This window comes from Thermohahella caldifontis, from assembly GCF_041153465.1.
GTDB classification, from domain to species: domain Bacteria; phylum Pseudomonadota; class Gammaproteobacteria; order Pseudomonadales; family Oleiphilaceae; genus Thermohahella; species Thermohahella caldifontis.
In genome coordinates this window covers 1,140,497-1,163,875 of record NZ_CP154858.1, presented here as the reverse complement: position 1 = coordinate 1,163,875, position 23,379 = coordinate 1,140,497, and the positions used below count along the sequence as shown (strand labels likewise).

Below are 23,379 nucleotides of genomic sequence, written 5' to 3'. Positions count from 1 at the left end.
CATGCGTGCTCTGACCACCCGCCTGATGGCGCTGCTGCTGGCTGTCGTGCTGAGTGCCTGCAGCAGTGAGGCGGTGCGGCCTCCGCCTGCCGAACTCAAACCGTTCAAGGCGGTGGACAAGCTCGTTGAACGCTGGTCGCGAAGTGTCGGGCCGGATACCGAACCCTTGCGCCTCAGGCTTGAGCCGGCAGTCGGTGAGGGCGTGGTTTATGCTGCTGGCGCTGATGGCGAACTGAGCGCCATTGACCTGGAGACGGGCAAGCGTCTCTGGCGGGTGGACCTGGACGTGCCACTGCTGGCTGGCGTGGGGATTGACGGTCGCAATCTGTATGTGGCCACCCGTGACGGGGAGCTGATCGCCGTTGCCCTGGCCGATCAGGCCATTGCCTGGCGCGCTGCGCTGCCCAGTGAAGTGGTGGCGACGCCGGTGACAGACGGTTCGCGCGTCTTTGTTTACGCCATCAATGGTGTGATCATGGCGCTGGACAGCCGGACCGGAAGCACCCTCTGGACATGGCAGGTCGCCGAGCCGAGCCTGACGCTGAGGGGTACTGCACCCTTGGTGGCGGAGGGCGGGCGCGTGTACGCGGGGCTGTCATCCGGTCGGGTTCTGGCACTGGATGCACAGGATGGCTCCCGGGTATGGGACGCCCTGGTTGCCGAGCCCAAGGGCCGGACGTTGCTGGATCGTCTGGTGGATGTGGACGGCGGTCTGAAGGTCTCCCGGGGTCTCGTGACGGCTGTGGCCTACCAAGGACGCGTTGTGCAAATTGAAGCAGCCAGCGGCAAGGTCGTATGGAGTGACGAAGCTTCGGGCTACGTCGCACCGGCCGTGGATCAGGATATGCTGGTCATTGCTGAAGCATCCGGCACCATCCGGGCCTGGGACAACCGCTCCGGGCAGCCCCTTTGGTCTCAGGATGAGCTGGCATGGCGTGACCTGACGGCGCCCGTATTCTGGCAGGGACGCATTGTTGTGGGGGACTTTGAAGGATACCTCCATGTCCTGGACAAGGCGTCCGGCGTGTTGCGTGCACGCGTACGTGCGGACCGGTCTGCATTGCAAGTGGAACCCCGGGTGGTTGGAGACAGCCTGCTGGTACAGAGCCAGGGTGGTGATCTCATTCTCTATCAACTGGAGTCTTCTGACTGATGACCGAGTCGTCTGTTACACCGGAATCCCCGGAGCAAGCTGCTGTCGAAACGCGCGTGGCGCCCCCGGTGATTGCGCTGGTGGGGCGCCCGAATGTGGGCAAATCCACACTGTTCAATCGCATGACCCGTACCAAGGATGCCCTGGTCGCGGATTTTGAAGGCCTGACCCGCGACCGCAAATACGGTGAAGGGGAGTTCGAAGGCAAACGCTTCATCGTTGTGGATACCGGGGGGATCACCGGGGACGAAACCGGCATTGACAAGGTGATGGCCCAGCAGTCCTACACCGCCATGGATGAGGCGGATGTGGTGCTCTTTGTGGTGGATGCCCAGAGCGGGATGACCGCCGCGGACCAGGTGGTTGCCGAGGCCTTGCGCCAGCGGGGCAAGGCCTGTCATCTGGTGGTCAACAAGGTGGATGGTCTGCAACCGGAGGCGGCGGCAGCGGAATTTTTTTCGCTGGGTGTGGGAGAAAAGATCTTCTACACGGCGGCCACGCATAACCGTGGTATCCGCTCCATGCTCGAAGAAATTCTGGAACCTTTGCCGGTGGCTTCCGATTCGGATGAGTTGGGAGACAGTATCCGGGTAGGTATCATCGGGCGCCCCAATGTGGGCAAGTCCACACTGGTCAACCGGTTGCTGGGCGAGGAGCGGGTGGTGGTGTTCGACCATCCCGGCACGACCCGTGACTCCGTGTACATCCCCTATGAGCGTCAGGGCAAGCGCTATACGCTGATCGATACCGCCGGTGTCCGGCGCCGCAAGAATGTGGACGAGCACGTCGAAAAGTTTTCCATCATCAAGACGTTGCAGGCCGTCTCCGATGCACATGTGGTGATCCTGGTCATTGATGCGCGGGAAGGTATCGTGGATCAGGACCTCCACCTTCTTGGATATGCGTTGGAGAAGGGACGCTCTCTGGTCATCGCCATCAACAAGTGGGATGGCATGTCGGCCGATCAGAAGGCGCGGGTGAAAGCACAGGTTGAGTTGCGTCTTGGATTTGTCAACTGGGCACCTGTTCATTTCATTTCCGCATTGCACGGCACCGGAGTGGGGCACCTGTACGATACCATTCACGCCTGCCATGAATCCGCTTTTGCCAAGTGGAGTACGAGAAGGTTGACGGACTTGCTGCAGGATGCGGTCAAGGATCACCCGCCTCCGCTGGTCAGAGGGCGTCGCAGCAAGCTGCGCATGGCACACCAGGGCGGCAGCAATCCCCCGCGGGTGATCGTGCATGGCAACCTGGTGGAAGAGCTGCCCAACAGCTACAAACGCTACCTGGAAAATGTCTTCCGGCGCGAGCTGAAAGTGGTGGGCAACCCGGTACGCTTCGAGTTCCGGTCTGGTGAGAACCCGTACGCGGGCAAGACCAACACCCTGACACCGAGACAGCTCCGCAAGCGTGCACGGCTGATCCAGCATGTGAAAAAGGCGGAGAAAAAGAAGAAGAAAAAGCTCAAGCGCGGCCGCTGAGGCACGTCTCGGGCAAGATATCAGGAACCGGGTCGTGCGAACAGAGAACGGGGCACTGGTGACAGTGCCCCGTTTGTGTCCGAGGATACCTTTTCGTATCAGACCGAGCCGGGTTGCTGTGTTGCCTGGACTGCGGTAATGGCAATGGTAAACACGATATCATCCACCAATGCGCCGCGTGACAGGTCGTTCACCGGCTTGCGCAGGCCCTGCAGCATGGGGCCGATGCTCACCACGTTGGCGCTGCGCTGCACGGCCTTGTAGGTGGTGTTTCCGGTATTGAGGTCCGGAAAGATGAAGATGGTGGCCTGACCGGCCACGGGGCTGTTTGGTGCCTTGATGCGCGCAACGTCCGCATTGGCTGCCGCGTCATACTGCAATGGCCCGTCTATGACGAGATCCGGGCGCAGCGTTTTGGCAATCTCCGTCGCCTTGCGCACCTTTTCCACATCCGCACCGCTGCCGGATGTGCCGGTACTGTAGCTGATCATGGCGACCTTGGGCTCGATCCCAAAAAGACGTGCGGATTCAGCGGACTGAATGGCAATGTCAGCCAGTTCTTCAGCATTGGGATCAGGGTTGATGGCGCAATCGCCATATACGACAACCTGATCCGGCAGGAGCATGAAAAAGACCGAAGAAACCAGTTTGGCATCCTTCCGGGTCTTGATGAGCTGGAGGGCAGGGCGCACGGTATTGGCTGTGGTATGCACCGCGCCGGAGACCAGACCATCCACCTCGTCCAGAGCCAGCATCATGGTACCCAGCACCACGTTGTCTTCCAGTTGCGCCTCTGCCATTTGCGGCGTCAGCCCCTTGTGCTTGCGCAATTCCACCATGGGGGCCACGTAGCGACTCCGGATAGCATCCGGATCCACGATTTCGATTTCAGGCGGCAGTTGCACGCCCTGAGCTTCGGCAACGCTCCGGACACTGTCGGGCTTGCCGAGCAGTACGCAACGCGCGAGCTTGCGTTCGTGACAGATGGCCGCTGCGCGCACGGTACGTGGCTCGTCTCCTTCCGGAAGCACGATGCGCTTGTCGGCTTCCCGCGCCTTCTTGCTGAGGAAATATCTGAATGCTGCGGGAGACATGCGGCGCTTGCGCGGCACCTGCACCTGCTCGGTCAGCCAGCGTACATCCAGGGCGCTGGCCACGGCGTCCATGACCCGCTCCACCCGCTCGATATCGTCAGTGGGTACCTCGGTGTTCATGCGCGATAACAGGTTGGCAGCGAGGTAGGAGTCATGCTGGGTGGACAGCACCGGCAGACCCGTATCCAGTGCTTTCTGGCAGAGTCTCAGTGTTCGCGGGTCCGGTTGCAGGTTGCCGGTGAGAATGATGCCGGCCAGCGGGCGCCCGGTCAGCGCCGCCATGGCGGTGGCAATCAGGATGTCTTCCCGGTCTCCGGGCGTGACGACCAGCGTGCCCGGCGTGAGCTGTTCCACCATGTTGGGCACTGTGCGGGCCACCACGCTGATCTGCATGACGCGCCGGTGAGCCGCATCGCCCATGTGAATGGGCAGGGTATCCAGCCAGCGGGCCACGTCCTTCGTGCGCGGCGCAATCAGATCCGGTCGCCACGGGATGCTGCCGATGAGGTGGAAGCCGGGCTTGCGAAAGCTCTCGCACTCCCGTGCATAGTCGTGTTGGGGACGCTGCCAGTGGGCCGAGTGGGTCAGATATTGCAGCGGCGCTTCGTTGTTTTCCGGCGCATTGACCTTGTTCAGAATGCATCCGATGACATCCGGATCTTCCGGCGAGGCATACAGGCGGGCCGCGAGATTGAGGTGTGCGTCGAGTTCGTCGGGGTCCATGTTCCCCGGCGCGGCAACCAGAATGACCTCGGCGTTCAGGGTCCGGGCAATATTCATGTTGATGCGGGTCATGTACGCGGTCGCTTCGACGGGTGCCAGGCCCTCCACGACGACGACGTCGCAGGATTCTTCCAGCGATTGGAACATGCCCACCACCTGTTCCATGAGCAGATCCTGTTCGCCCTGGCTGACCAGCCTCTGGGCTTCCGAAAGCTGTATGGGATCCGGATGCTCCTGTCTCAGCACCTTGCGTGCGAAATAAATGGAGCGGTCACAGTCATCCGGGTCAGTCAGTGGCTGGGCCACGGGTTTGAGAAAGCCTACCCGCACCCCCATGCTGTCCAGCGCGCGCACGAGACCCAGGCAGACAGAGGTCAGTCCGGTCCCTGGTGAAGTGGGTGCCATGAAAAGCGCTTTGGTCATGCCTGTGCCTCCTCTTGAAGCAGGTTGCGGGTTTCCCGGGCAATCAGCCACTCTTCATTGGTCGGAACGACCAGGGCAAGCGGACAATTGGCCTTGGTAATGCGGCCCTGCGTGCTTCGACCCGCATTGTCGTTCAGTCCGGGATCAAGCTCATACCCCAGCGGGGCCAGCCAGCCCAGAATGCGGGCGCGGATACCGGCTGCATTTTCACCGATGCCTCCGGTGAATACCAGTGCATCCAGTGGTGATGCGGCCAGCATCAGACCGGCAATCTGTTTGGCGGCCTGATAGCAAAAGATTTCGATGGCCAGCTGTGCACGCTCGTGGCCGGCCTCGGCCGCTTCGGTGAGCGTCCGCATGTCATGGCTCAGGCCGCTGATGCCCTTCAGGCCACTTTCCTTGTTCAGCAGGCGATCCACATCCTCCACACTGTATCCCAGTTGGCGCTGCAGGTGCAGGAGAATCCCGGGATCCAGGGAGCCGGATCGCGTGCCCATGACCAGCCCTTCGAGGGGCGTCAGTCCCATGGTGGTGTCCACGGACTGGCCGGACTGGACAGCGGTGGCACTGCAACCGTTGCCCAGGTGCACGCTGACCAGGGAGACTTCGCTTACCGGCTTGCCAAGCCGGCGCGCCGTTTCCTCGGTAATGAACTGGTGGCTGCTGCCGTGGAAGCCGTAGCGACGGATGCGGTGGTCGCTGTAGAGCCCCCAGGGCAGGGCGTAGAGGAACGCATGCGCCGGCAGCGTCTGGTGGAATGCGGTGTCGAAAACGGCCACCTGGGGCAGCCCGGGAAAGGCTGCCTGCATCAGTTCGATGCCCTGCAGATTGGCGGGATTGTGCAGGGGAGCCAGACTGCAACAGTCGCGTATCTGCTGCAGGACACCGGCATCCAGACGGGTGGGACGGGTGAAGGTTTCACCGCCATGCACCACACGGTGACCTATGGCGCTCACGCGATCCAGCAGCCCTTGTTCGGCACTGAGCCGTGCGATGATCATCCGGATGGCCTGCTCGGCGCTTCCGGGCTTGACCGGATGAACCTGGCGCCCGCCTGGAAGATCAAGAGTGAGTTGCGCGTCCGTCGTGCCCAGTCGCTCTGCCAGCCCCTTGCAGACCGCAGCACCGGTATCCGGATCGGTCAGCTGAAATTTGACGGATGAACTGCCGCAGTTCATCACCCAGACCAATGTTGGTGACATGTTGCTCTCTGCCTGATTGAATGAGGGAAGTGTAAACGCTGACTATGCGTGTTGAATTGATCCAGCGCAATACGCGAAGCTACGAGGCCGTGGCTGTGGCCAGATTGGCCCGGATCCATTCCAGCAGTTCATCCGAGGGCACCGGACGACTGAAGAAATAGCCCTGAGCCATGTCACAGTGATTGCGGATCAGAAACTGCAGTTGTGCAGCATCTTCGACACCCTCGGCGATGACCTCCAGTCCCAGGCTGTGCGCCATGGTGATGATGGCCGTCACCAGGGCGGCGTCCTCGTCTTCCGTGTTCACATCATTGACGAAGGAGCGGTCTATCTTGAGGGTATCGAACGGATAGCTTTTCAGATAGCTCAGGGCCGAATAGCCGGTACCAAAGTCATCCACACTGAGATTGACACCCATTTCATCCAGCTCATTGAGGATGCTTTGAGTCTCGATGGAATCATCCAGCAGCAGCCGTTCCGTGATTTCAAGCTCCAGGCATTCACCGGGCAGGTCGTGTTCCGACAGGGCTGCACGCACCGTGCCCACGAATCCCGGATCCCGGAACTGTCTGGGCGAGACGTTGATGGCAATCACCAGTTCGGCTCCCGTCTGGTCGCGCCAGGTGCGGGCGGCCTGGCAGGCCGTGTGAATGACCCAGGCCCCGATGGGGACAATGGTGCCATTCTCCTCGGCGAGCGGAATGAACTTGTCAGGCGGTATCAGGCCATGTTCGGGATTGTTCCAGCGGATCAGCGCTTCCACCCGGGTGATCCGGGAGGAGGGCAGCTCGACGATGGGCTGGTAATGAAGCAGCAGTTCCTGCTTGTTCAATGCCTTGCGCAGCAGCGTCTCCAGTTTCAGGCGCTCGTGACTGGTTTCGTGAATGTCGGGGGTGTAACGATGCCATGCACTCTTGCCCTTGTTCTTGGCCTGATACATGGCCGCGTCCGCATGCTGCAGGAGTGCGCTGGAATTGTCACTGTCATCCGGGTAAATGGCGATGCCGATACTGGTGCTCACGAACACATCCTGACCGGCAAGGCTGAATGCCGGCCGGAAGGCCTTGAGAATCCGGTCTGCGACACGTTCGGCACTGGCGCCATCATCCAGATTCGGGAGGATGATCAGGAACTCGTCTCCGCCCAGGCGCGAAACCGTGCTGGAGCCACGCAGACTGCCGGAAATGCGCCTTGAGGCTTCGATGAGCAGGGTGTCCCCGGCATCATGTCCCAGGGTGTCATTGACCGTCTTGAAGTTGTCCAGATCCAGGAACATGACACCGACCCTGGAATTGTCTCGTTTGGCCTGAGCGAGGGCCAGTTTCATTCGGTCCAGTGCCAGCAGCCGGTTGGGCAATCCTGTAAGCAGGTCATAGTTGGCCTGGCGCAACAGTTGCTGCTCATACCGTTTGCGGACACTGATATCTTCTCCAAGGATCAGGAAGTGCTGAGGTGCCCGATCTCCCTCTTCCTTGATGGGCGTGATGACAACCTGCTCCCAGAATTTTTCGCCCCCTTTCTTGGTGCTGTGCATTTCGCCCTGCCAGATGCCTGCCCGCTCCACCTGGTTTTCGATAGTCCGCCACATCTGCTCGTTGTCCGCATGATCCTGGCTGAGCGGAGTCAGTTCCTTCGGGTGACGGTTAAGCAGTTCGTTCATGTCATAGTGAGTGATTTCCGTGAACTTGCGGTTGGCATAGACAATGCGCCACTGCCGGTTGCAGATCAGCACGCTGGAGGGGCTTTGCTCGATGGCCTGGGACAGCTTGCGGATCTCCGCCGCGTCCTTTTGCTGTTTTTCCACTTCCTGCTTGAGGGTGACACGCATGCGGTTGAGTGCCTCCTGCAGCCGTTCCAGTTCGTCGGGTTTTCCCTTGCCGACGTGCCGGTCGAGAATGAGTGGCTGGTCGAGCCGGTTCAGATTGAGCCGCTCTGCATAGTCGGCAATATGCGTGAGATGGCGGGTGACCAGATACTGGAACAGCCAGAGAATGAAGAACGACAGCACGAAGGTCTTCAGACTCTGGGTGCCGAGGATCACCAGAATGCGCTCCTTGAGCGTGGCGTAGATATGCTCGAGGCTGGCGGTGATGGTGAGCTTGCCCAGCTCGAAGGTTTCGTCTGACGTATAGCTCAGCTCGATCGTGTGTTGCAGCGTGGGCGCATCGGTGGGAATTTCACCCAGCTCAATTTCCTGATCCGGATAGACCTGAAGATACAGGTGCACGATGTCGGGGAGGTTCTTGATGCCTTCCAGCTGAACCCGCATCAGCTTCTGATCCAGTGACCAGAGGCTTCTGGACAGGGGCTCCTTGTAGCTGGTTTCGATCAGCGACATGCGCGACTGGACCAGTGACACATCATTCCGGAAGTCGGTCCAGACCTGGAAGCCCGTTGCCAGCAGTGTGAAGATGGAGCTGGCCAGCAGGATGTAGCCCAGCATCCGCAGGGAAAGGGGGAATACTTCCGGGTCAGGGGATTGTTCCGTAAGTGCTTCATGCAGTCGCGTAATCCGATCATCCGGGGTTTTGGAAAATATAGACTATCTTTATCATAATTTGCGTATCTTTTTGTACGGGAAATGGAAAAAAACTGTGCGCTGTGCAATAATTGACCATGCTATTGGTGGGCGAGAGGTGACTCATGGCTACAAACCCCGTTGGTGCCGTGCCGGCGCAACCATTGCCGCTTCAGACAGACCGGGATCGTCCGGGGCGTGCAGATGAGCCGGAGTCCGGCCGTCAGGCCCTGCAGGAAAACGTGCAGGCGCGTCCCAATCCCCCGGATGTTCAGGTGACCCTGTCTTCGGAAAGCCGTTCACTCAACGTGTCCGCGTCAGAACAGGTCCCCCAGGCCTCGCAGGCGGTGAGCGCCGGAACGGACAGTCGTCGTCCCGAGACGGTGCCTGCCAGGGGCCCTTCGGCCAGCGATACGCTGGGTGCGAATATCGACATTCAGGCCTGATGCCTTCCGGTTTTTTTCCGCGCGACCCGTTCAGAGGGTCGCGTTGGCATGACTCCAGTCTATGGCCTCCAGATACAGCCCGGCCAGCATTTTCGTATCGACACCGAATCTTTCCAGCAAAGACCAGTGAATGCCCGCCAGCTTGCAACGTTCGTACAGAATGGCGGTGTGGAGGGCGAGGCCGGGCCTGCCCTTGAAGCGCTCCAGCGCCTCCCGGATGCGCGGGTCCAGCGGCAGACGGGTGAGCAGCACGTCCATGGGTTGATCGAAATAGGCATCCAGACACGAGAAAAGACCGACCGTGAAGTAGATTTCCTCTGCGCCCGGTTCCAGGTGGGGTGCCAGCAGCTCGCAGAATCTCGCCCGTTGCAGGCTGATCTGTCTCAGCGCCACAGGCTTGTCATCCAGATCGCTCAGGGCAAGCAGGGTGGCCCAGGCCTTGATGCGACCGATACCGACCAGCATGACCGCCATGTGAATCGACTCGATCTCGCTGCTGCGGCGGAATGCCGCGGAGTTGACGAGCCGTAACAGCTTGTAGGACAGGCTGGGATCCTGTTTGATGGTGCTGATGATCTCCGGCACCGTGGCATTGGGATTGTTGACCGCGGCGACGAGTTGCAGGACGGCGGTCCGGTTCTCGGCCAGTCGCTGCCCGTGAATCAGTTCGGGTTTGGACAGGAAGTATCCCTGAAACAGCGTGCATCCTGCATCACGGCAGGTGTTGAAGACATCGTGGGTTTCCACCTTTTCGGCCAGAATCTGCTTGCCTGATGCCACCAGTGTCCGGCAGACCTTGCTCAGCTGTCCCGGCGCGATGGCCGGCACCTCAAGCTTGATGATATCTGCCAGTGACATGAGGGGGTGGGTCGTGGTTTCCGGCACGAAGTCGTCCAGGGCGATGGTGAAGCCTGCCGCCTTGAGGCGGCGAACCGCCTGAATCACGCTTTCATCCGGGATGATGTCTTCCAGTACTTCCACAACCAGCTGATCCGGTGGCGCAGGTGGCGTGTGATCGAGCAGTGCCCGGGTGAAGTTGACGAAGGCTTTGTGCCCGCCCGTGACCTGGGCGAGATCCAGTTCGGCAAGGGCGTTCAGAAGCACGGTGGATGTGGCCGCGTCCCCATTGAAGTTTGGCGCGCTGAAATCTCCCCTGAACAGCAGCTCGTACCCGTATAACTGCTTGGATGCCGTGTAAATGGGTTGGCGAGCCAGGAGTACCGGTGCGCTCATGTTCATCCTCTGACAGCAAGCGTTCACGGAAAGTATAGGGGGGTTTTTGACAGCCTGCGTCCCGTTTTGAAAAAAATCCGACAGTGTTTGACAGCGACCATATCGGAAGATAGAATGCGCGCCGTTTCTAAGCCTCAGCGTCCCCTTCGTCTAGAGGCCCAGGACACCGCCCTTTCACGGCGGTAACAGGGGTTCGACTCCCCTAGGGGACGCCATTTTTTCTCGTCGCTTGCCTTTTCAGTTTCGCTTTCGGTAGTCTGTGCATCGAAACGCACCACAGGGAAAGCGAATGACCATCCATTCCTTGCATCTCATCAGGGATCGCCGTTTCGGGCCGTTCTTCTGGGTACAGGCACTGGGTGCCTTCAATGACAATCTGTTCAAGCAGACCATCTTGCTGTGGATTGCCTATCGACTGAGCACCCATCAGGCGTTGGTGCTCAATCTCGCGGCCGGGATATTCATACTCCCTTTCTTTCTGCTTTCCATTCCCGGGGGGCGTCTGGCAGACCGCCATGAAAAGGCGGGCCTGATCCGTGCAATCAAACTGCTCGAGGTGCTGATCATGCTGTTCGGGGCCTGGGCCATTGTGCAGCAAAGCCTGGTGCCCCTGCTGGTTCTGCTCGGACTGATGGGGGCGCAGTCCGCATTGTTCGGACCGGTCAAGTACGCGATCCTGCCCCAGCACCTGAGGCCGGACGAGCTGATGGCGGGCAATGCCTGGGTTGAGGCCGGCACCTTTCTGGCCATTCTGTCCGGCACCATGTGTGCCGGATTCCTGTTTGACCTGTCGGATGGGCCCTGGCTGATTGCTGCGGGTGTGGTGCTGGTGGCGCTGGCCGGCTTCGCGGTCAGTACCCGCATACCCGAAGCGCCGGCGAGCGACCCGTCCCTGCCGGTGAGCTGGCATCCGTTCAGGGGGCTGGGGAATCTCGTCCGTGATGCAAGAGGTCAACCGGTGGTCTGGTACGGGGTGCTGGGCATCAGCCTGTTCTGGTTCATGGGTGCCAGCTACCTGACCCAATTCAATCTGTACACGCGGCATTACCTGGGCGGCGAGGCGGCTGTGGCTTCCTTGCTGCTGACACTGTTCTCTGTGGGCATCGGTCTGGGTGCCGCCTTGGCAGCCTGGATATCCGGAGGAAAAATCCGGGCGGATCTGGTGATCTGGGGAGGGGGCGGCCTGACCTGCGCCGGGCTGGCGCTGGTCGCGTCGACACCAAGTGAGGTGGCTTCTGCTGTCCTGACGATTCCCGACATGATCCGCGCGCCGGGCATGTTCCCGGTGTGGCTGTCACTGCTGCTGGTGGGGATCAGCGGGGGGCTTTACATTGTGCCGCTCTACACCCTGGTTCAGCATCATGCGGAGCCACATGAACGTGCCCGGGTCATTGGTCTCAACAACGTGCTCAACGCACTGTTCATGGTCGCCAGCGCGGTGGTGGCTATCGTTCTGATCTCCGTGATGGAACTGACGTTGTTGCAGTACTTTGTGGCGCTGTCGTTGCTGAACGGCGCCGGTGTCCTCTGGCTGTGCCTGAGGGTACCGGCCTTCCGGCGCAGTTCAGGGTCATTCTGATGGGGATCAGCGCTCGGCGATGGCGCCCTTGTTGACCCCTTCATAGGCGCGCACCCGGATGCGCGCGTCAGGATGCTGGGTGTGGAGCGTATCTGCGATATGGTCGGCGATCAGCTCCACGGTCGTATCCGTGGGCAGGACATAAGCACGTGTTGCCGGCAGGATCAGCCGGTAATCACCTTCCTGTGCCGTATACCGGATGTCCAGGCAGGTGATGCCCGCATTCTCGATGCGCCCTGCAATGTCGTCGCGACTGACCAGATAGATATCCTTCCAGCGCTTGGCCCACTGATACTCCAGCAGCTGGCTGCGCTGGCCGTTGATTTCGATTTCGATGCGCGAGCGATGGCCATGGGCAATGCGCTGGCAGGGGCCCTGATGCTTTCGCAAGCCGTGAGAGTAGTGGTAGGACGCGCCCTGAATGGGTTCGGGGTACAGACGCAGCCGCAGATCCCGCGCATTTTCCGGAAGCACCGGGCGTATCTGCGCGGCAATCCAGTGTTCGAGAGCGGTCCGGTCAAGCCGCTCGCCGGGGACTCTGACCACGGCCTGCACCGGCAGCTCCAGTGCCGCCAGGAATCCGCGCGGCGAGTGCGCTGAAAGGTGCACCCGCCCTGAATGTTCGGACCATTCCAGCCCCTGCATGGCTTCGGGCACGACCAGCCGGTGATCCAGTGTCCCTTCCACCGCCTGACGAATGACTTTCTTGACCTGCCCGAAGTCGAAGACCATCCCTTGGGCATCCAGTTCACCGGTCAGTTCCAGATCAACAATCCAGGTCTCGCCGACGAGCCCGCGTTCGCTGTCAAGGTAGGTGAAATCGAGATTGGTCAGATGGCGGACAAACAGACAGTTCATGAAGCACTTCATCATGGCAGGAAAGCCCGCATTGTAACCAAGAGTCTGTCGGGAAGGAATGCAAACCATCGTAAAAGGTGGCGATATTGCGTCAACCGGGCTAGATTTGAACAGAGTGCTCGGGTAAAACGGTCCGTAAGGGTTTTTGTGCAGGAGGGGTAATGGCGGCCGACGGTCTGATGGCAGCCCATCTGTCAGTGCTGCTCGTCTGGGGCGCCATCACCGGTATGGCGGCCAGGAGAGCTTTGCGCACGCAGACCGGGCAGGGCAGCCGTCTGGTGTATTCCGTCCTGGCGTTGATGGGGCTGGCTCCCGTCATCGGTTCACTGGCCTGGTTTTCAGGCTTTCTCGCAGAGAGTGCCGCGCTCCAATCGGCAACACGGATCTTCAGTACGCATTACTGGCAGCCCGTGGCCTATCTGGTTTCGGGGCTTCTGGTGCTGGGCGCCTTCTGGAAAGATGTCCGCACAACCTTGTCAAGACAGGATCAGCTTGAAGACCGGCTGGCGCAGCGGGAAGCGATTCTGGCCCGGGTGACGGATGCCGCCTTTGAAGGGATCTATATCGTGGATCCCGAACGTATGGTGTACGTGGACGTGAATCCTGCGGGCAGCCGGGCCTTGGGGTATGAAGTGGATGACATGCAGGGCATGTCCCTGGCTGAAGTGCATCCCGATGAAAATTTCCGGGAACTGTCGCTATTCATCCGGCGGGCATGCAGCAATGTCCAGCGTCTCAAGACCACGGCCCGGCTCCGCAACGGGCAGGAGGTTCACTGCGAGCTGGTGGCGCATCCCGTGCGTTACCTGGGGCAAACCTACGTGCTGGTGGTGGGACGGGACATTACCCGCAAGCTCCGGGCTCAGGCCAGGATCAAGGGGCTGAACCGGGTCTACCAGGTGTTGTCATCCGTCAACCGTGCCATTACACGGGAAGAGACGGAGGATGGTCTGTTAAGCCAGGTGTGCCGGATTGCCGTTGAGGAGGGCACGTTCGACGCGGCCTGGGCCGGGCGTCTGGTTGACGGTACCATCAGACCCGAGTATCAGGCCGGTTCGGCTTCGGCATACATTGGCTCGCTGCGGATCATTCTGGATCATCCGGAACTCGGCATTGGTCCGGTCAGCGAGGCCGTGCGTCAGTCCAGGGTGGTCGTGGTCAATGACGTCTCCACCGATCAGCGCTTTCGGGCCTGGCGTGATCTGGCGCTGGAGTCGGATATTCACAGCGTTGCTGCCATTCCGGTCATGCTTCGCCAGCAATGCTGGGGCGTTGTTGTGCTGTACAGCCATCAGCCTCATGCATTCGATTCCGACATGGTGGCGCTGCTGGGCAGTCTGGGAGAAGACCTCAGCTTTGCCCTGCATCATCTCCAATTATCGCGGGAAAGTGCCCGTGCGGGTCAGGAACTCGAGAAATTGTCCCAGGCGGTGGAACAGAGCGCAGATGCCGTGATGATGCTTGGAACGGATGGTGTCATCCAGTGGGTCAATGCCCGTTTCGAGCAGCTGACAGGCTACGGCCAGCATGAGGCCATCGGCCGCCTGCCCACCTTCCTGTGCGCCACTGATCAGGAGGCGCGCAAGTACAAATCGGTGCTCAAGGGCCTGCTCCAGGGGCGGAGCTGGAAAGGTGAATTCAGGTACCGGAAAAAGAACGGTGAGGTTTACTGGTCCATGGATACCATTTCACCGGTCAGAAATGAGTCGGGGACGATTACTCACTTTGTGTCCTCATCCGAGGATTATACGGACTTGCGGAAGGCACAGGAGCTGATTGAAGAGCTGGCCTTTTATGATCCCCTGACCGGGTTGCCCAACCGGCGCCTGCTGCATGACCGCATGCGCCAGAGCATCCGCATGGCCCGTGAGCAGGGACACAGTCTGGCCGTGCTCTTTCTGGATCTGGACAAGTTCAAGCAGATCAATGACTCTCTGGGCCATGCTGTGGGTGACGAGTTGCTCAAGGTCATTGCGCAGCGGCTTGAAAAGGTGGTGGGCAAGGCGGATACCGTGGCACGATTGGGCGGGGACGAATTCACGGTGGTCATCAGCAAGGTCGTGGATATGTCCGAAGTGGTGCTGATTGCCGAGGAAATACTCAGCCAGGTGGCGCGCCCCCTGAATCTGGCGGGCAGTACAATACAAATCTCCACCAGTTTGGGTATCACATTGTATCCCGATGATACAGATGATGTGGATGCGCTGCTCCGCTATGCGGATCTGGCCATGTATCATGCCAAAAGCCTCGGGCGTAACAATTTCCAGTTCTATACGGAAGAAATCAACGCCCGGGCAATGAGACAGGTGGCGTTGGAGCAGCAGCTCCGGGAGGCCGTTCTGAAAGAGCAATTCGAGCTCTTTTATCAGCCCAAGATCGCCCTGGAATCCGGAGAAATCGAAGGTGTGGAGGCATTGATTCGCTGGCGCAATGCAGCCGGGCAGCTGGTCTCTCCTGGTGAGTTTATTCCCTTGGCAGAGGAAACCGGGCTCATTGAAGATATCGGGCGATGGGTGCTGAAGAAGGCCATTACTGACCTGGCTTTCATGCATCAGGCATTGAACCGCCCCATCAAGATGGCGATCAACCTGTCTGCTGCACAGCTTAGGGAGGGCGAATTGCTCAAGCTCATGCTGGGTGATCTGGTGCTGGCCTGTGGTGTCCAGCCTGAATGGATCGAACTGGAACTGACTGAAAGTATGCTCGTCGAGGATATCGATCGTACCATTGCGCAGCTTAACGCCTTGCGTGACATGGGGTTCTCGCTTGCCATTGACGATTTCGGAACAGGCTACAGCTCACTGAGCTATCTGCACCGCTTCCCGATTCACACCCTCAAGATTGATCGGGCTTTCGTGCAGCGTCTGGAGACGGAAGAGGGGCGCTCTATTGTTGGCGCCATTGTGGCGCTGGCCCGGGCTCTGGGCAAGCGACTGGTGGCTGAGGGGGTGGAGACTCCGCAGCAGCTGGCAATCTTGCGGCAGTACGGTGTGGAGTCCTATCAGGGCTTCCATTTCAGTCCGCCTGTGCCGATGGAAGAGTTGCTGGCCCTGACCGGCAGCACGGTCAGGGTGCTGCCGGGGCAGGGCAGGCGCTGATCAGTTCATGAACAGGGCAATGTAGGCAATGCCCGCCGTGAAGATGCCGATGCTGACGGCAAGCGCCATTGCATAGATCTTGCTGCTGGCATTGCGCTGCTGCTCGTTGTACAGCTCGATTGTCCGCTGGGCAATGTCTTCGGCAGTTTCCCGGGAGATGTCATGGGCCTGCTGAATGGCTTCTGCTTGGAGCGTCTGCCAGAACTCTGTATCGATGGACTGTACCGAGGTCATGTGATCCTTGAGCTCATCCAGCTGTGCCTGAGACAGGCTGGCTGTCACGTTGCCAAGCTCGGACAGCGATGCACGGAATTCTTCCAGTTGCTGAGACAAGTTCAGCGTGATATCCGCCACCACATCCTCTTTGAATCCGGCCAGCTTTTCTTCCAGTGCGCTGGCGACGCTTTCGCGCAGCGCTTCGGACATGGCTTCCTGCTTGGCCAGCGTTTCATCCGACAAGCGCTTGAGATGCGCATACTGCTCATCAAACAGCTCGCTCAACAGTTCGTGCATGCGGTGATTGATGGTGGTTTTCACCGAGCTGCGGGCCACTTGTTCGATCATGTCCGTGGGCAGGCTGATCACCTTGCCGTTGAGCGATACGGCCTGGGCCTCTTCAGGTATCGGCGCTTCCGGAGCGGGCTCGTCGTAATCATCGGACAGTGCATCCATGGCGGTGAGATCGACAGTCTGGCGTGCCAGCTCGCCGGCCTTGAGATCTTCCCTGAGTTGATTGAGTATGCTGGAGAGCCCTTCCGGATGGGGGGCTTGGTGAGGATATTGTAGATCCCGAATCTTTTGGCCGCCTCTTCAAACTCACGTGATTTCTTGGACGTGCACATGATCACCGGAATGGTGGCTGTCTGGGGGTTGGACTTGATGGCTTTGGTTGCTTCCACGCCATTCATGCCCGGCATGAGGTGATCCATGAAGATCACATCCGGCGGATCATTCTTGCGCAGATAGTCCAGCGCTTCTTCTGCCGATCCGGCCATGCTGACGTTCATGTTCTCATGCTCCAGCAATTTGCTCAGCGCAAACCGGGCAACCTTGGAGTCATCAACCAGCAGTGCATTCTTCAACATGTTGTTCTACCTCTGTTCTGGCGCCGGACCTTTGATCAGGCGCTCCATGGGGTTCTTACCAGCCTTCCAGTGGTGGACATTGTGTGGCGCGATAGCTCTTCCAGCGGTAGCAGACACCGGGCTCCGTGCTGCGGGCCGTGAACACTTCACCTTCCGGTGTGGTCAGCTTGGCCATGCCATAAGGCTTGCCGAACTTGAAAGTACCTTCGATGCTTGACCCGTTGGGGTTCTTGAGGATGCCCTGCCCGTGGAATTTGCCTTCGAAGAACTGTCCCACGTATTTCTTGCCGTCCGCATAAACGAGCTCGCCCTTGCCGTGGTAAAGGCCGTTTGCAAAAGTGCCCTCATAATGTGTGCCGTCCGGAAGCGTCAGCGAGCCCTGACCGTGATATTCGTTGTCGGCGAAACCGCCCACGTACAGGGTGCCATCCCTTGCTGTCAGTGACCCCTCACCATTGAGCTTTCCGTTGCTCCAGTTGCCTGTGTAGATATCACCATTGGCCAGTGTCAGCGTACCTTCACCATTGTACTGGTCATCCCGGAAATAGCCGGTATAGCTGTCCCCATTGGCCAGGGTCAGCGTACCATAACCATTCTTGCGCCCTTCAAACCACTCACCCTGATAGCGGGTGCCATCGGGAAGGACCAGCTCACCCTGCCCGTGGAATTTGCCATTGAGGAATTCGCCCTCATAGCGTGTTCCATTCTTTGCCAGGTAGGTACCGCGGCCGGTCTTGACACCATTCTTCCAGACGCCCTTCACATAGTTCACGTCCGTAGAGGGTTCCAGTACCGCGACCACGGTACGTGTCACCCCGCCGGCCATGTCCAACGTGGTGCGCCAGGGCTTGTAACCGGGCTTGGTGATTTCAATGGTATAGCTGCCCACCTTGAGTTTTTGTGTGACCGGTGTTGGTCCTACATCCTTGCCATTGATTCGGACACGGTCTCCGACAACATTGGACCGGACAACCAGAGATCCCACGACCGGAACCTTGGGTGCTGGTGGTGCCTTGGGTTGTGCGGCCGGCTGAGAGGGTTCCGTGCTGACTTGAGGTTGGCGAGCGGCCGCCACCTGCCCGGGGTTGGCGGGCGTGTTGTCAGCAGATTCAGGCTCGGCCGGCTTGTCGGGAAGCTGATCCACGAAAAGAATGGCTTCGTCCAGGTCATCCACGCTCACATCCTCCTGAACACGGAAGCTTGCAAGCGCAGTGTCGTCATCTTCAGCCTGCGCTTTCTCTTTGGACTCTGGCTGAGTCCGGGGTTGCGGTGTTTCTGTGGAAGCCTGAGTTACTGACCGGGTCAGCGGATTCTGGGCGGCCTTGAACTGTGCAAAGCCGGCTGTGACCAGCAGCATGAAGCAAAGTGCATTGATGAAAAGCAGTGGTCTGAGATCCACCATAGTCGCTGACGTCTCCTGGGCCGATCATTCCTTCGACAGATCATTTGGTACAAGTTGTACCATTTTATAGTAGCGGGCATGATTTCAAATTGTAACGGAAAACGCAGTTATGTTTCCGGAATTGAAGAGGCCATCACACTCGGGTTGGAATTGGTTCACGGGGAGGGTGTCGTTTCGCTTTGTCCAATGCGTTGCAGTTCTTCCCAGATCCGCATATGCACATCCGCTTCATATTCGTAGGGAGAACGGAAGGGGGTGAGAATCAGATCGAAGACTGCAAACGCGAAGCCCACGGAAAGCCATGCAATCAGAAGCATTTCCACGGTTGCCGCCTGTGTCTGGGGGGCCGAATCGAGAAAGTCCTGCAGCATGGGCATGATGCCCTGGATGAGGATGACCAGATTGAAGTTGGACAGCACCAAGGGTACCCAGAACGCGATGAAGACCGGAAAGAAGAAGAAAGACCACAGCAGTCGCCTGAGAATGTAAATCATCAGCTCCCGGTAGAAACGGCGGCGAATCTCCGGTATCTTGCGAATTTCCTGGATGTAACGCTGACGCTCCACCCAATAGGCTTCCAGCAGTGCTTCATTGATCGGCCCCGTCCGGGAACCGTCGGAGGGCGAGGGCGTCTGAACGGTCATCTCTTTCCTGTCCGGCCTTTCTGGTAAACTGGTGGAGTGTTGTATCAAACCCGCTGCCGGCTGTAAACCGGCGATGAAGGAGAACGAATGTGAGCAGGATTCAGAATATTGCCGTGATTGCTCATGACAACCGCAAGAAGGACATGCTGAGCTGGGTCGTCCGGCATCGTCAGCGGCTGGAAGGCTGTACGCTGATGGCCACAGGAACGACGGGCCGCCTCATTGCCGAAGAGACCGGCCTGCCGGTCATTCGCTACGCCAGCGGCCCGCTGGGCGGGGATCAGCAGATTGGCGCACGGATTTCCGAAGGCGGCGTGGACATGCTCATATTTTTCTGGGATCCGCTGGAACCCATGCCCCATGATCCGGACGTCAAGGCGCTGCTTCGACTGGCAACGCTATGGAATATCCCCACCGCAACCAATGAGGTGACTGCTGACATGCTGCTCACGTCGCCCCTGTTCGAGCAGTACGAACCCAAACGCCCCGATTTCAGCAGTTATACCGAGCGCAAAATCTGATAAGAGGTCACTGTGACGCACACTCAACAGAATGATCAGCAACCCTTTGAACATCTGAGTACACATCATGTCCGGTCACTGGGTCTGGATGTGGAAACCTGGCGCCATCGCGTGACCGGTCTCATGCACTACCATCTGCATGGCAACTTTGACGAGAATGTCTTTCTCATTGCCTTCAGAACCATGCCACAGGATTCAACGGGTGTGGCGCATATTCTTGAACATACCACGTTGTGTGGCAGTGAACGCTATCCGGTACGCGACCCGTTTTTCATGATGACGCGGCGCTCTCTCAACACTTTCATGAATGCCTTTACCTCAGCGGACTGGACGGCCTATCCCTTCGCCAGCTGCAACCGCAAGGACTATTTCAATCTGCTTGACGTCTATGTGGATGCCGTATTCTTTCCGAAGCTGGATCCGCTCGACTTCGCCCAGGAGGGTCACCGTCTGGAATTCGAGAAGCCGGATGATCCCGCCACACCGCTGACGATCCGGGGTGTGGTCTACAATGAAATGAAGGGGGCCATGAGCTCGCCGGTGTCCCAGCTCTGGCAGGCGGTCACCCGCCACCTCTATCCGACAACGACGTATCATTACAACAGCGGCGGTGACCCGGACTGCATTCCTGATCTCACCTGGGAAGCGCTGCGCGAGTTCCATTCCCGGCACTATCATCCCGGCAACGCCATCGTCATGACGTTCGGTGACATGCAGGCCCACGAGATTCAGGCTCGCCTGCAGGCCAATGCCCTGTCACGGTTTGAGGGGGACGGTGCGCCGTTCTCCGTTCCCCGGGAGAAACGGTACTTTTCTCCGTTGCGCGTAGAAGAGGGCTATGCTGCGCCGAAGGAGGAAGGAAAGCGACAGGACCACGTGGTTGTCGGCTGGCTGCTCGGCGATGCCACTGATCTGGAAGGTGTGCTGGAAGGCCACCTGCTCAGCAATGTGCTGCTCGACAACAGTGCCTCGCCTCTCATGCATGTGCTGGAGACCACCGAACTGGGCGATGCGCCATCGCCGCTTTGCGGGTTTGAGGACGGACAGCGGGAAACGCTTTTTGTTTGTGGCCTGGAGGGAGTTCGTGCCGAGGACTCGGCTCGTGTGGAAGCGCTCATCCTGAGTGAGCTGGAGCGCATCGTCCGGGAAGGCGTCGAACAGGATCAGGTTGAAGCCGTACTGCATCAGCTGGAACTGTCCCAGCGGGAAATCAGCGGTGACGGCTATCCTTTCGGGCTGCATCTGATCCTTTCTGCCTTGCCCTATGCGGTTCATGGCAGTGACCCTGTCCGGGCGCTGGATCTGGAGCCTGCACTGGCCAGTCTTCGGGAGAAGGTTCGTGATCCGGGTTATGTGCCCGGACTGGTCCGTCGCTGGCTGCTGGACAATCCCCATCGGGTCACCCTGACCCTCAGGGCCGACGACAGGCTTGAGGGCCGGCGAGAGGCTGCGTTGCGGGAAGCGCTGGCAGAACTAAAGTCGGGCATGGACGAGGAGGAAAAGGCCCGTCTGGTGGAGCAGGCCCGGATTCTGGAAGCGCGTCAGAACGCTCAGCCTGATGCCGGATGCCTGCCGAAGGTCACCATTGAGGATGTGCCGAAATCCCTGCGCCGCCCACAGCCCCTGTCACCGGCGCCGGAAGGCGTGGCCGCCTATGCGCGGGGGACCAACGGTATTGCTTATGCACGGCTGGTTTACCCCCTCCCCGAGCTTTCGCCAGAACAACTGGTCAGGCTGGGCTGGTTGTCCAGACTAATGGGTGAGATCGGGGCCGGAGAGCGGGATTACATGGCGCTTCAGGGGCAGATGGCACTGGTGAGTGGTGGTATCCGGGCTCATGCGGAGGTCCGGCAGATGTGCGGGCCTGACGCGCCCTACAAGGGCTATCTGGGGCTGACCGGCAAGGCCCTCCACCGTAATCGTGATGCCATGGCTGACCTGTTGACGGATCTGGCCACGCGTACGCGTTTTGATGAGATTGCCCGGATCCGGGATCTTCTGACTCAGGAACGGGCCAGGCGCCTGGCTTCGGTGACGGGGTCGGGGCACAGCTATGCCATGATGGCTGCCGCGGCGGCCATCAGTCCGCTTGCCCTGCTCAGCCACCAGGGGGAGGGCTGCTGGGGATTCGGGAGCTGGTGGCCCTGGATGATGCAGCCCGACAGGGCCAGGCTGTCTTTGACGACTGGTTGGCCGGGCTTCGACAGCTTTATGAAGTGATCACCGCTCAGACGCCCGAGGTGGTGCTGGTTGATGAACCCGAGCCCGTGCGTGCCTGGACGGAATCGGCGGCGAAGCGCTGGCAACCTGACGCCTGGTCGCGTCATGCCTGCGATCTGACACTGGAGAATGACCCGGTACCCCGTAAACAAGCCTGGGTCACCACCACGCAGGTCAATTTCTGTGCGCTGGCCTTTCCGAGTGTTGTCAGCGGGCATCCTGACCAGGCTGCGCTGCTGGTTCTCGGTCACTATCTCCGCAATGCCTGGCTGCACCGGGTGATTCGGGAGCAAGGGGGAGCCTATGGAGGCGGCGCGACACAGGATTCCGGCGCGGGTGTCTTCAAGTTCTACAGTTACCGGGACCCCCGTCTGGGCGATACCCTCGACGACTTCCGTCGTGCCATCGACTGGGTGTGCTCGAGCCCCGTGGATCCGGACGCGCTTGAAGAGGCGATTCTGGGTGTGATCAGTGGTCTCGACAAACCCCGGTCTCCGGCCGGCGAAGCGCTGGGTGTGCACCAGGAGCGCCTGTTCGGCCGCACGGATGCTTACGTGGAAGGGCTCAGGCAGCAGGTGCTCGGGACCACTGCAGAGGATCTCAGGCGGGTCGCCGAAACCTGGCTGGCCAATGGTGAGGCTGCCGAGGCCGTGGTCACATCGGAAGCCGGTGCCGCCAGCCTTGCAGCGCGTGGCTTTGAGCGCTTTGAGCTGAACGGTTGACGGGGCAGGCCTGCGGCGGGCGGCTTCAGACCCGCCGCTTCAGTCCGGTCTGCATCAGCACCCGGGTGGCGATTTCTTCCACGGAATAGTCGGTGGAATTGATGTAGGGAATACGCTCGCGCCGATACATCAGTTCTACCTCTTCCACCTCATAACGGCACTGGGCGACCGACGCATAACGCGAATTGGGCTTGCGCTCGTTGCGGATGACGGAGAGGCGCTCGGGATCAATGGTCAGGCCAAAAATTTTCTGCTTGTACGGCCGGAGCTGGGAGGGGAGGCGTTGATCCTGAATATCTTCTTCGGTGATAGGGAAGTTGGCTGCCTTGATGCCGTACTGGAGTGCAAGATAAATGCAAGTCGGTGTCTTGCCGCTTCGTGAGACCCCGACCAGAATCAGATCCGCCTCGTCGTAGTAACGGGTACGCGCACCATCATCATTTTCCAGGGCGAAATTCATCGCTTCGATGCGCTGCTGGTAGTTGGAGTCGTTGGCAATGGAATGGGACTTGCCCACCGTATAGGATGACTTGGCGCCCAGTGCCTGCTCCAGTGGTTCCAGGAAGGTGCCGAAGATGTCCACCATGAAACCTTCGCTGCGGGCAATGATGGCCCGGATCTCCTTGTTGACAATGGTGTCGAAGATGATGGGCGGGCCGCTGTCCTGACGGCTGGCCCGGTTGATCTGTTGCACCACTTCATGCGCATGGGCTTCCGTATCAACATACGGGATGGTGATCTTCTCGAACCGGATGTTGTCAAACTGCGCCAGCAGGGCATTGCCAAGCGCTTCGGCCGTGATGCCGGTACCATCGGAAATGAAAAACGCAGTGCGGACGGGACGGGGTTCCTGCATGGTGTGATTCAGCCTGTATGTCTGGTGTCATGGGGGATCAAGCCGTGTCAATACCATACACAGAGAAGCCCAAAGGTGCTAGACTAGGGCCCAAAAAATTTTCAGACCTACCAGTAAC

The 23,379-nt window shown here is 59.5% G+C and carries 18 protein-coding genes and 1 tRNA gene; 9 read left to right on the top strand and 10 right to left on the bottom strand.

What is annotated here, in order from left to right; genetic code table 11:
• Nucleotide 1: 1 nt before the first annotated feature.
• Nucleotides 2–1,153: an outer membrane protein assembly factor BamB gene (gene bamB / locus AAIA72_RS05635; RefSeq protein WP_369602441.1), complete on the top strand. Its 1,152-nt coding sequence runs from the start codon at nt 2–4 to the stop codon at nt 1,151–1,153.
• Nucleotides 1,153–2,637 carry a ribosome biogenesis GTPase Der gene (gene der, locus AAIA72_RS05630; protein WP_369602440.1) on the top strand — a complete coding sequence of 495 codons (1,485 nt, stop codon included), beginning with the start codon at nt 1,153–1,155 and terminating at the stop codon, nt 2,635–2,637. Before bamB ends, der begins: the two co-directional genes overlap by 1 nt.
• Before the next feature lie 98 nt (nt 2,638–2,735).
• Here the strand turns inward: der and pta are convergent, their stop codons facing one another.
• From pta to AAIA72_RS05615, 3 genes are all read right to left on the bottom strand, one after another.
• Nucleotides 2,736–4,877, bottom strand: coding sequence for a phosphate acetyltransferase (gene pta / locus AAIA72_RS05625; RefSeq protein WP_369602439.1), 2,142 nt, complete (start codon nt 4,875–4,877; stop codon nt 2,736–2,738).
• Nucleotides 4,874–6,079 (bottom strand): acetate kinase, encoded by a 1,206-nt coding sequence (locus AAIA72_RS05620; protein ID WP_369602438.1) that lies wholly within the window; start codon nt 6,077–6,079, stop codon nt 4,874–4,876. Before AAIA72_RS05620 ends, pta begins: the two co-directional genes overlap by 4 nt.
• Nucleotides 6,080–6,158: 79 nt before the next feature.
• Nucleotides 6,159–8,522: an EAL domain-containing protein gene (locus tag AAIA72_RS05615; protein WP_369602437.1), complete on the bottom strand. Its 2,364-nt coding sequence runs from the start codon at nt 8,520–8,522 to the stop codon at nt 6,159–6,161.
• A 200-nt stretch (nt 8,523–8,722) separates the two neighbouring features.
• Here AAIA72_RS05615 and AAIA72_RS05610 point away from each other — a divergent pair, with 200 nt between their 5' ends.
• Nucleotides 8,723–9,043: a hypothetical protein gene (locus AAIA72_RS05610; protein WP_369602436.1), complete on the top strand. Its 321-nt coding sequence runs from the start codon at nt 8,723–8,725 to the stop codon at nt 9,041–9,043.
• A 30-nt stretch (nt 9,044–9,073) separates the two neighbouring features.
• Here the strand turns inward: AAIA72_RS05610 and AAIA72_RS05605 are convergent, their stop codons facing one another.
• Nucleotides 9,074–10,276 carry an EAL and HDOD domain-containing protein gene (locus AAIA72_RS05605; RefSeq protein WP_369602435.1) on the bottom strand — a complete coding sequence of 401 codons (1,203 nt, stop codon included), beginning with the start codon at nt 10,274–10,276 and terminating at the stop codon, nt 9,074–9,076.
• Nucleotides 10,277–10,415: 139 nt separating this feature from the next.
• On the opposite strand from AAIA72_RS05605, the gene AAIA72_RS05600 reads away from it, so the two are divergent.
• Nucleotides 10,416–10,491 (top strand) — tRNA-Glu (locus AAIA72_RS05600).
• Between the two features lie 74 nt (nt 10,492–10,565).
• Nucleotides 10,566–11,855, top strand: coding sequence for an MFS transporter (locus AAIA72_RS05595; RefSeq protein WP_369602434.1), 1,290 nt, complete (start codon nt 10,566–10,568; stop codon nt 11,853–11,855).
• Nucleotides 11,856–11,861: 6 nt separating this feature from the next.
• On the opposite strand, the gene AAIA72_RS05590 is transcribed toward AAIA72_RS05595, so the two are convergent.
• Entirely contained in the window at nt 11,862–12,713 is an 852-nt protein-coding gene (locus tag AAIA72_RS05590; protein WP_369602433.1) for a 6-pyruvoyl tetrahydropterin synthase family protein, read from the bottom strand.
• Nucleotides 12,714–12,874: 161 nt separating this feature from the next.
• Here AAIA72_RS05590 and AAIA72_RS05585 point away from each other — a divergent pair, with 161 nt between their 5' ends.
• Nucleotides 12,875–15,811 carry an EAL domain-containing protein gene (locus tag AAIA72_RS05585; RefSeq protein WP_369602432.1) on the top strand — a complete coding sequence of 979 codons (2,937 nt, stop codon included), beginning with the start codon at nt 12,875–12,877 and terminating at the stop codon, nt 15,809–15,811.
• On the opposite strand, the gene AAIA72_RS05580 is transcribed toward AAIA72_RS05585, so the two are convergent.
• The 4 genes from AAIA72_RS05580 to AAIA72_RS05565 all read right to left on the bottom strand — a co-directional run bounded on the left by AAIA72_RS05580 (nt 15,812) and on the right by AAIA72_RS05565 (nt 18,942).
• Entirely contained in the window at nt 15,812–16,483 is a 672-nt protein-coding gene (locus tag AAIA72_RS05580; RefSeq protein ID WP_369602431.1) for a hypothetical protein, read from the bottom strand.
• Nucleotides 16,393–16,896, bottom strand: a complete 504-nt coding sequence (locus AAIA72_RS05575) for a response regulator (protein WP_369602430.1) — start codon at nt 16,894–16,896, stop codon at nt 16,393–16,395. Before AAIA72_RS05575 ends, AAIA72_RS05580 begins: the two co-directional genes overlap by 91 nt.
• A gap of 55 nt (nt 16,897–16,951) precedes the next feature.
• Nucleotides 16,952–18,298: a PEGA domain-containing protein gene (locus AAIA72_RS05570; protein WP_369602429.1), complete on the bottom strand. Its 1,347-nt coding sequence runs from the start codon at nt 18,296–18,298 to the stop codon at nt 16,952–16,954.
• Nucleotides 18,299–18,453: 155 nt separating this feature from the next.
• Nucleotides 18,454–18,942, bottom strand: a complete 489-nt coding sequence (locus AAIA72_RS05565; RefSeq protein WP_369602428.1) for a hypothetical protein — start codon at nt 18,940–18,942, stop codon at nt 18,454–18,456.
• A gap of 89 nt (nt 18,943–19,031) precedes the next feature.
• Here AAIA72_RS05565 and AAIA72_RS05560 point away from each other — a divergent pair, with 89 nt between their 5' ends.
• The 3 genes from AAIA72_RS05560 to AAIA72_RS05550 are packed head-to-tail and all read left to right on the top strand — an operon-like array spanning nt 19,032 to nt 22,405.
• Entirely contained in the window at nt 19,032–19,463 is a 432-nt protein-coding gene (locus AAIA72_RS05560; RefSeq protein WP_369602427.1) for a methylglyoxal synthase, read from the top strand.
• Nucleotides 19,464–19,475: 12 nt separating this feature from the next.
• The gene (locus tag AAIA72_RS05555; RefSeq protein WP_369602426.1) at nt 19,476–21,683 is read left to right on the top strand and encodes an insulinase family protein; all 2,208 of its coding nucleotides are present in this window, start codon (nt 19,476–19,478) and stop codon (nt 21,681–21,683) included.
• Complete coding sequence (locus AAIA72_RS05550; protein ID WP_369602425.1) at nt 21,602–22,405, top strand: insulinase family protein; 804 nt, start codon at nt 21,602–21,604, stop codon at nt 22,403–22,405. Before AAIA72_RS05555 ends, AAIA72_RS05550 begins: the two co-directional genes overlap by 82 nt.
• A gap of 25 nt (nt 22,406–22,430) precedes the next feature.
• On the opposite strand, the gene AAIA72_RS05545 is transcribed toward AAIA72_RS05550, so the two are convergent.
• Entirely contained in the window at nt 22,431–23,261 is an 831-nt protein-coding gene (locus tag AAIA72_RS05545; protein ID WP_369602424.1) for a pyruvate, water dikinase regulatory protein, read from the bottom strand.
• Nucleotides 23,262–23,379: the final 118 nt, after the last annotated feature.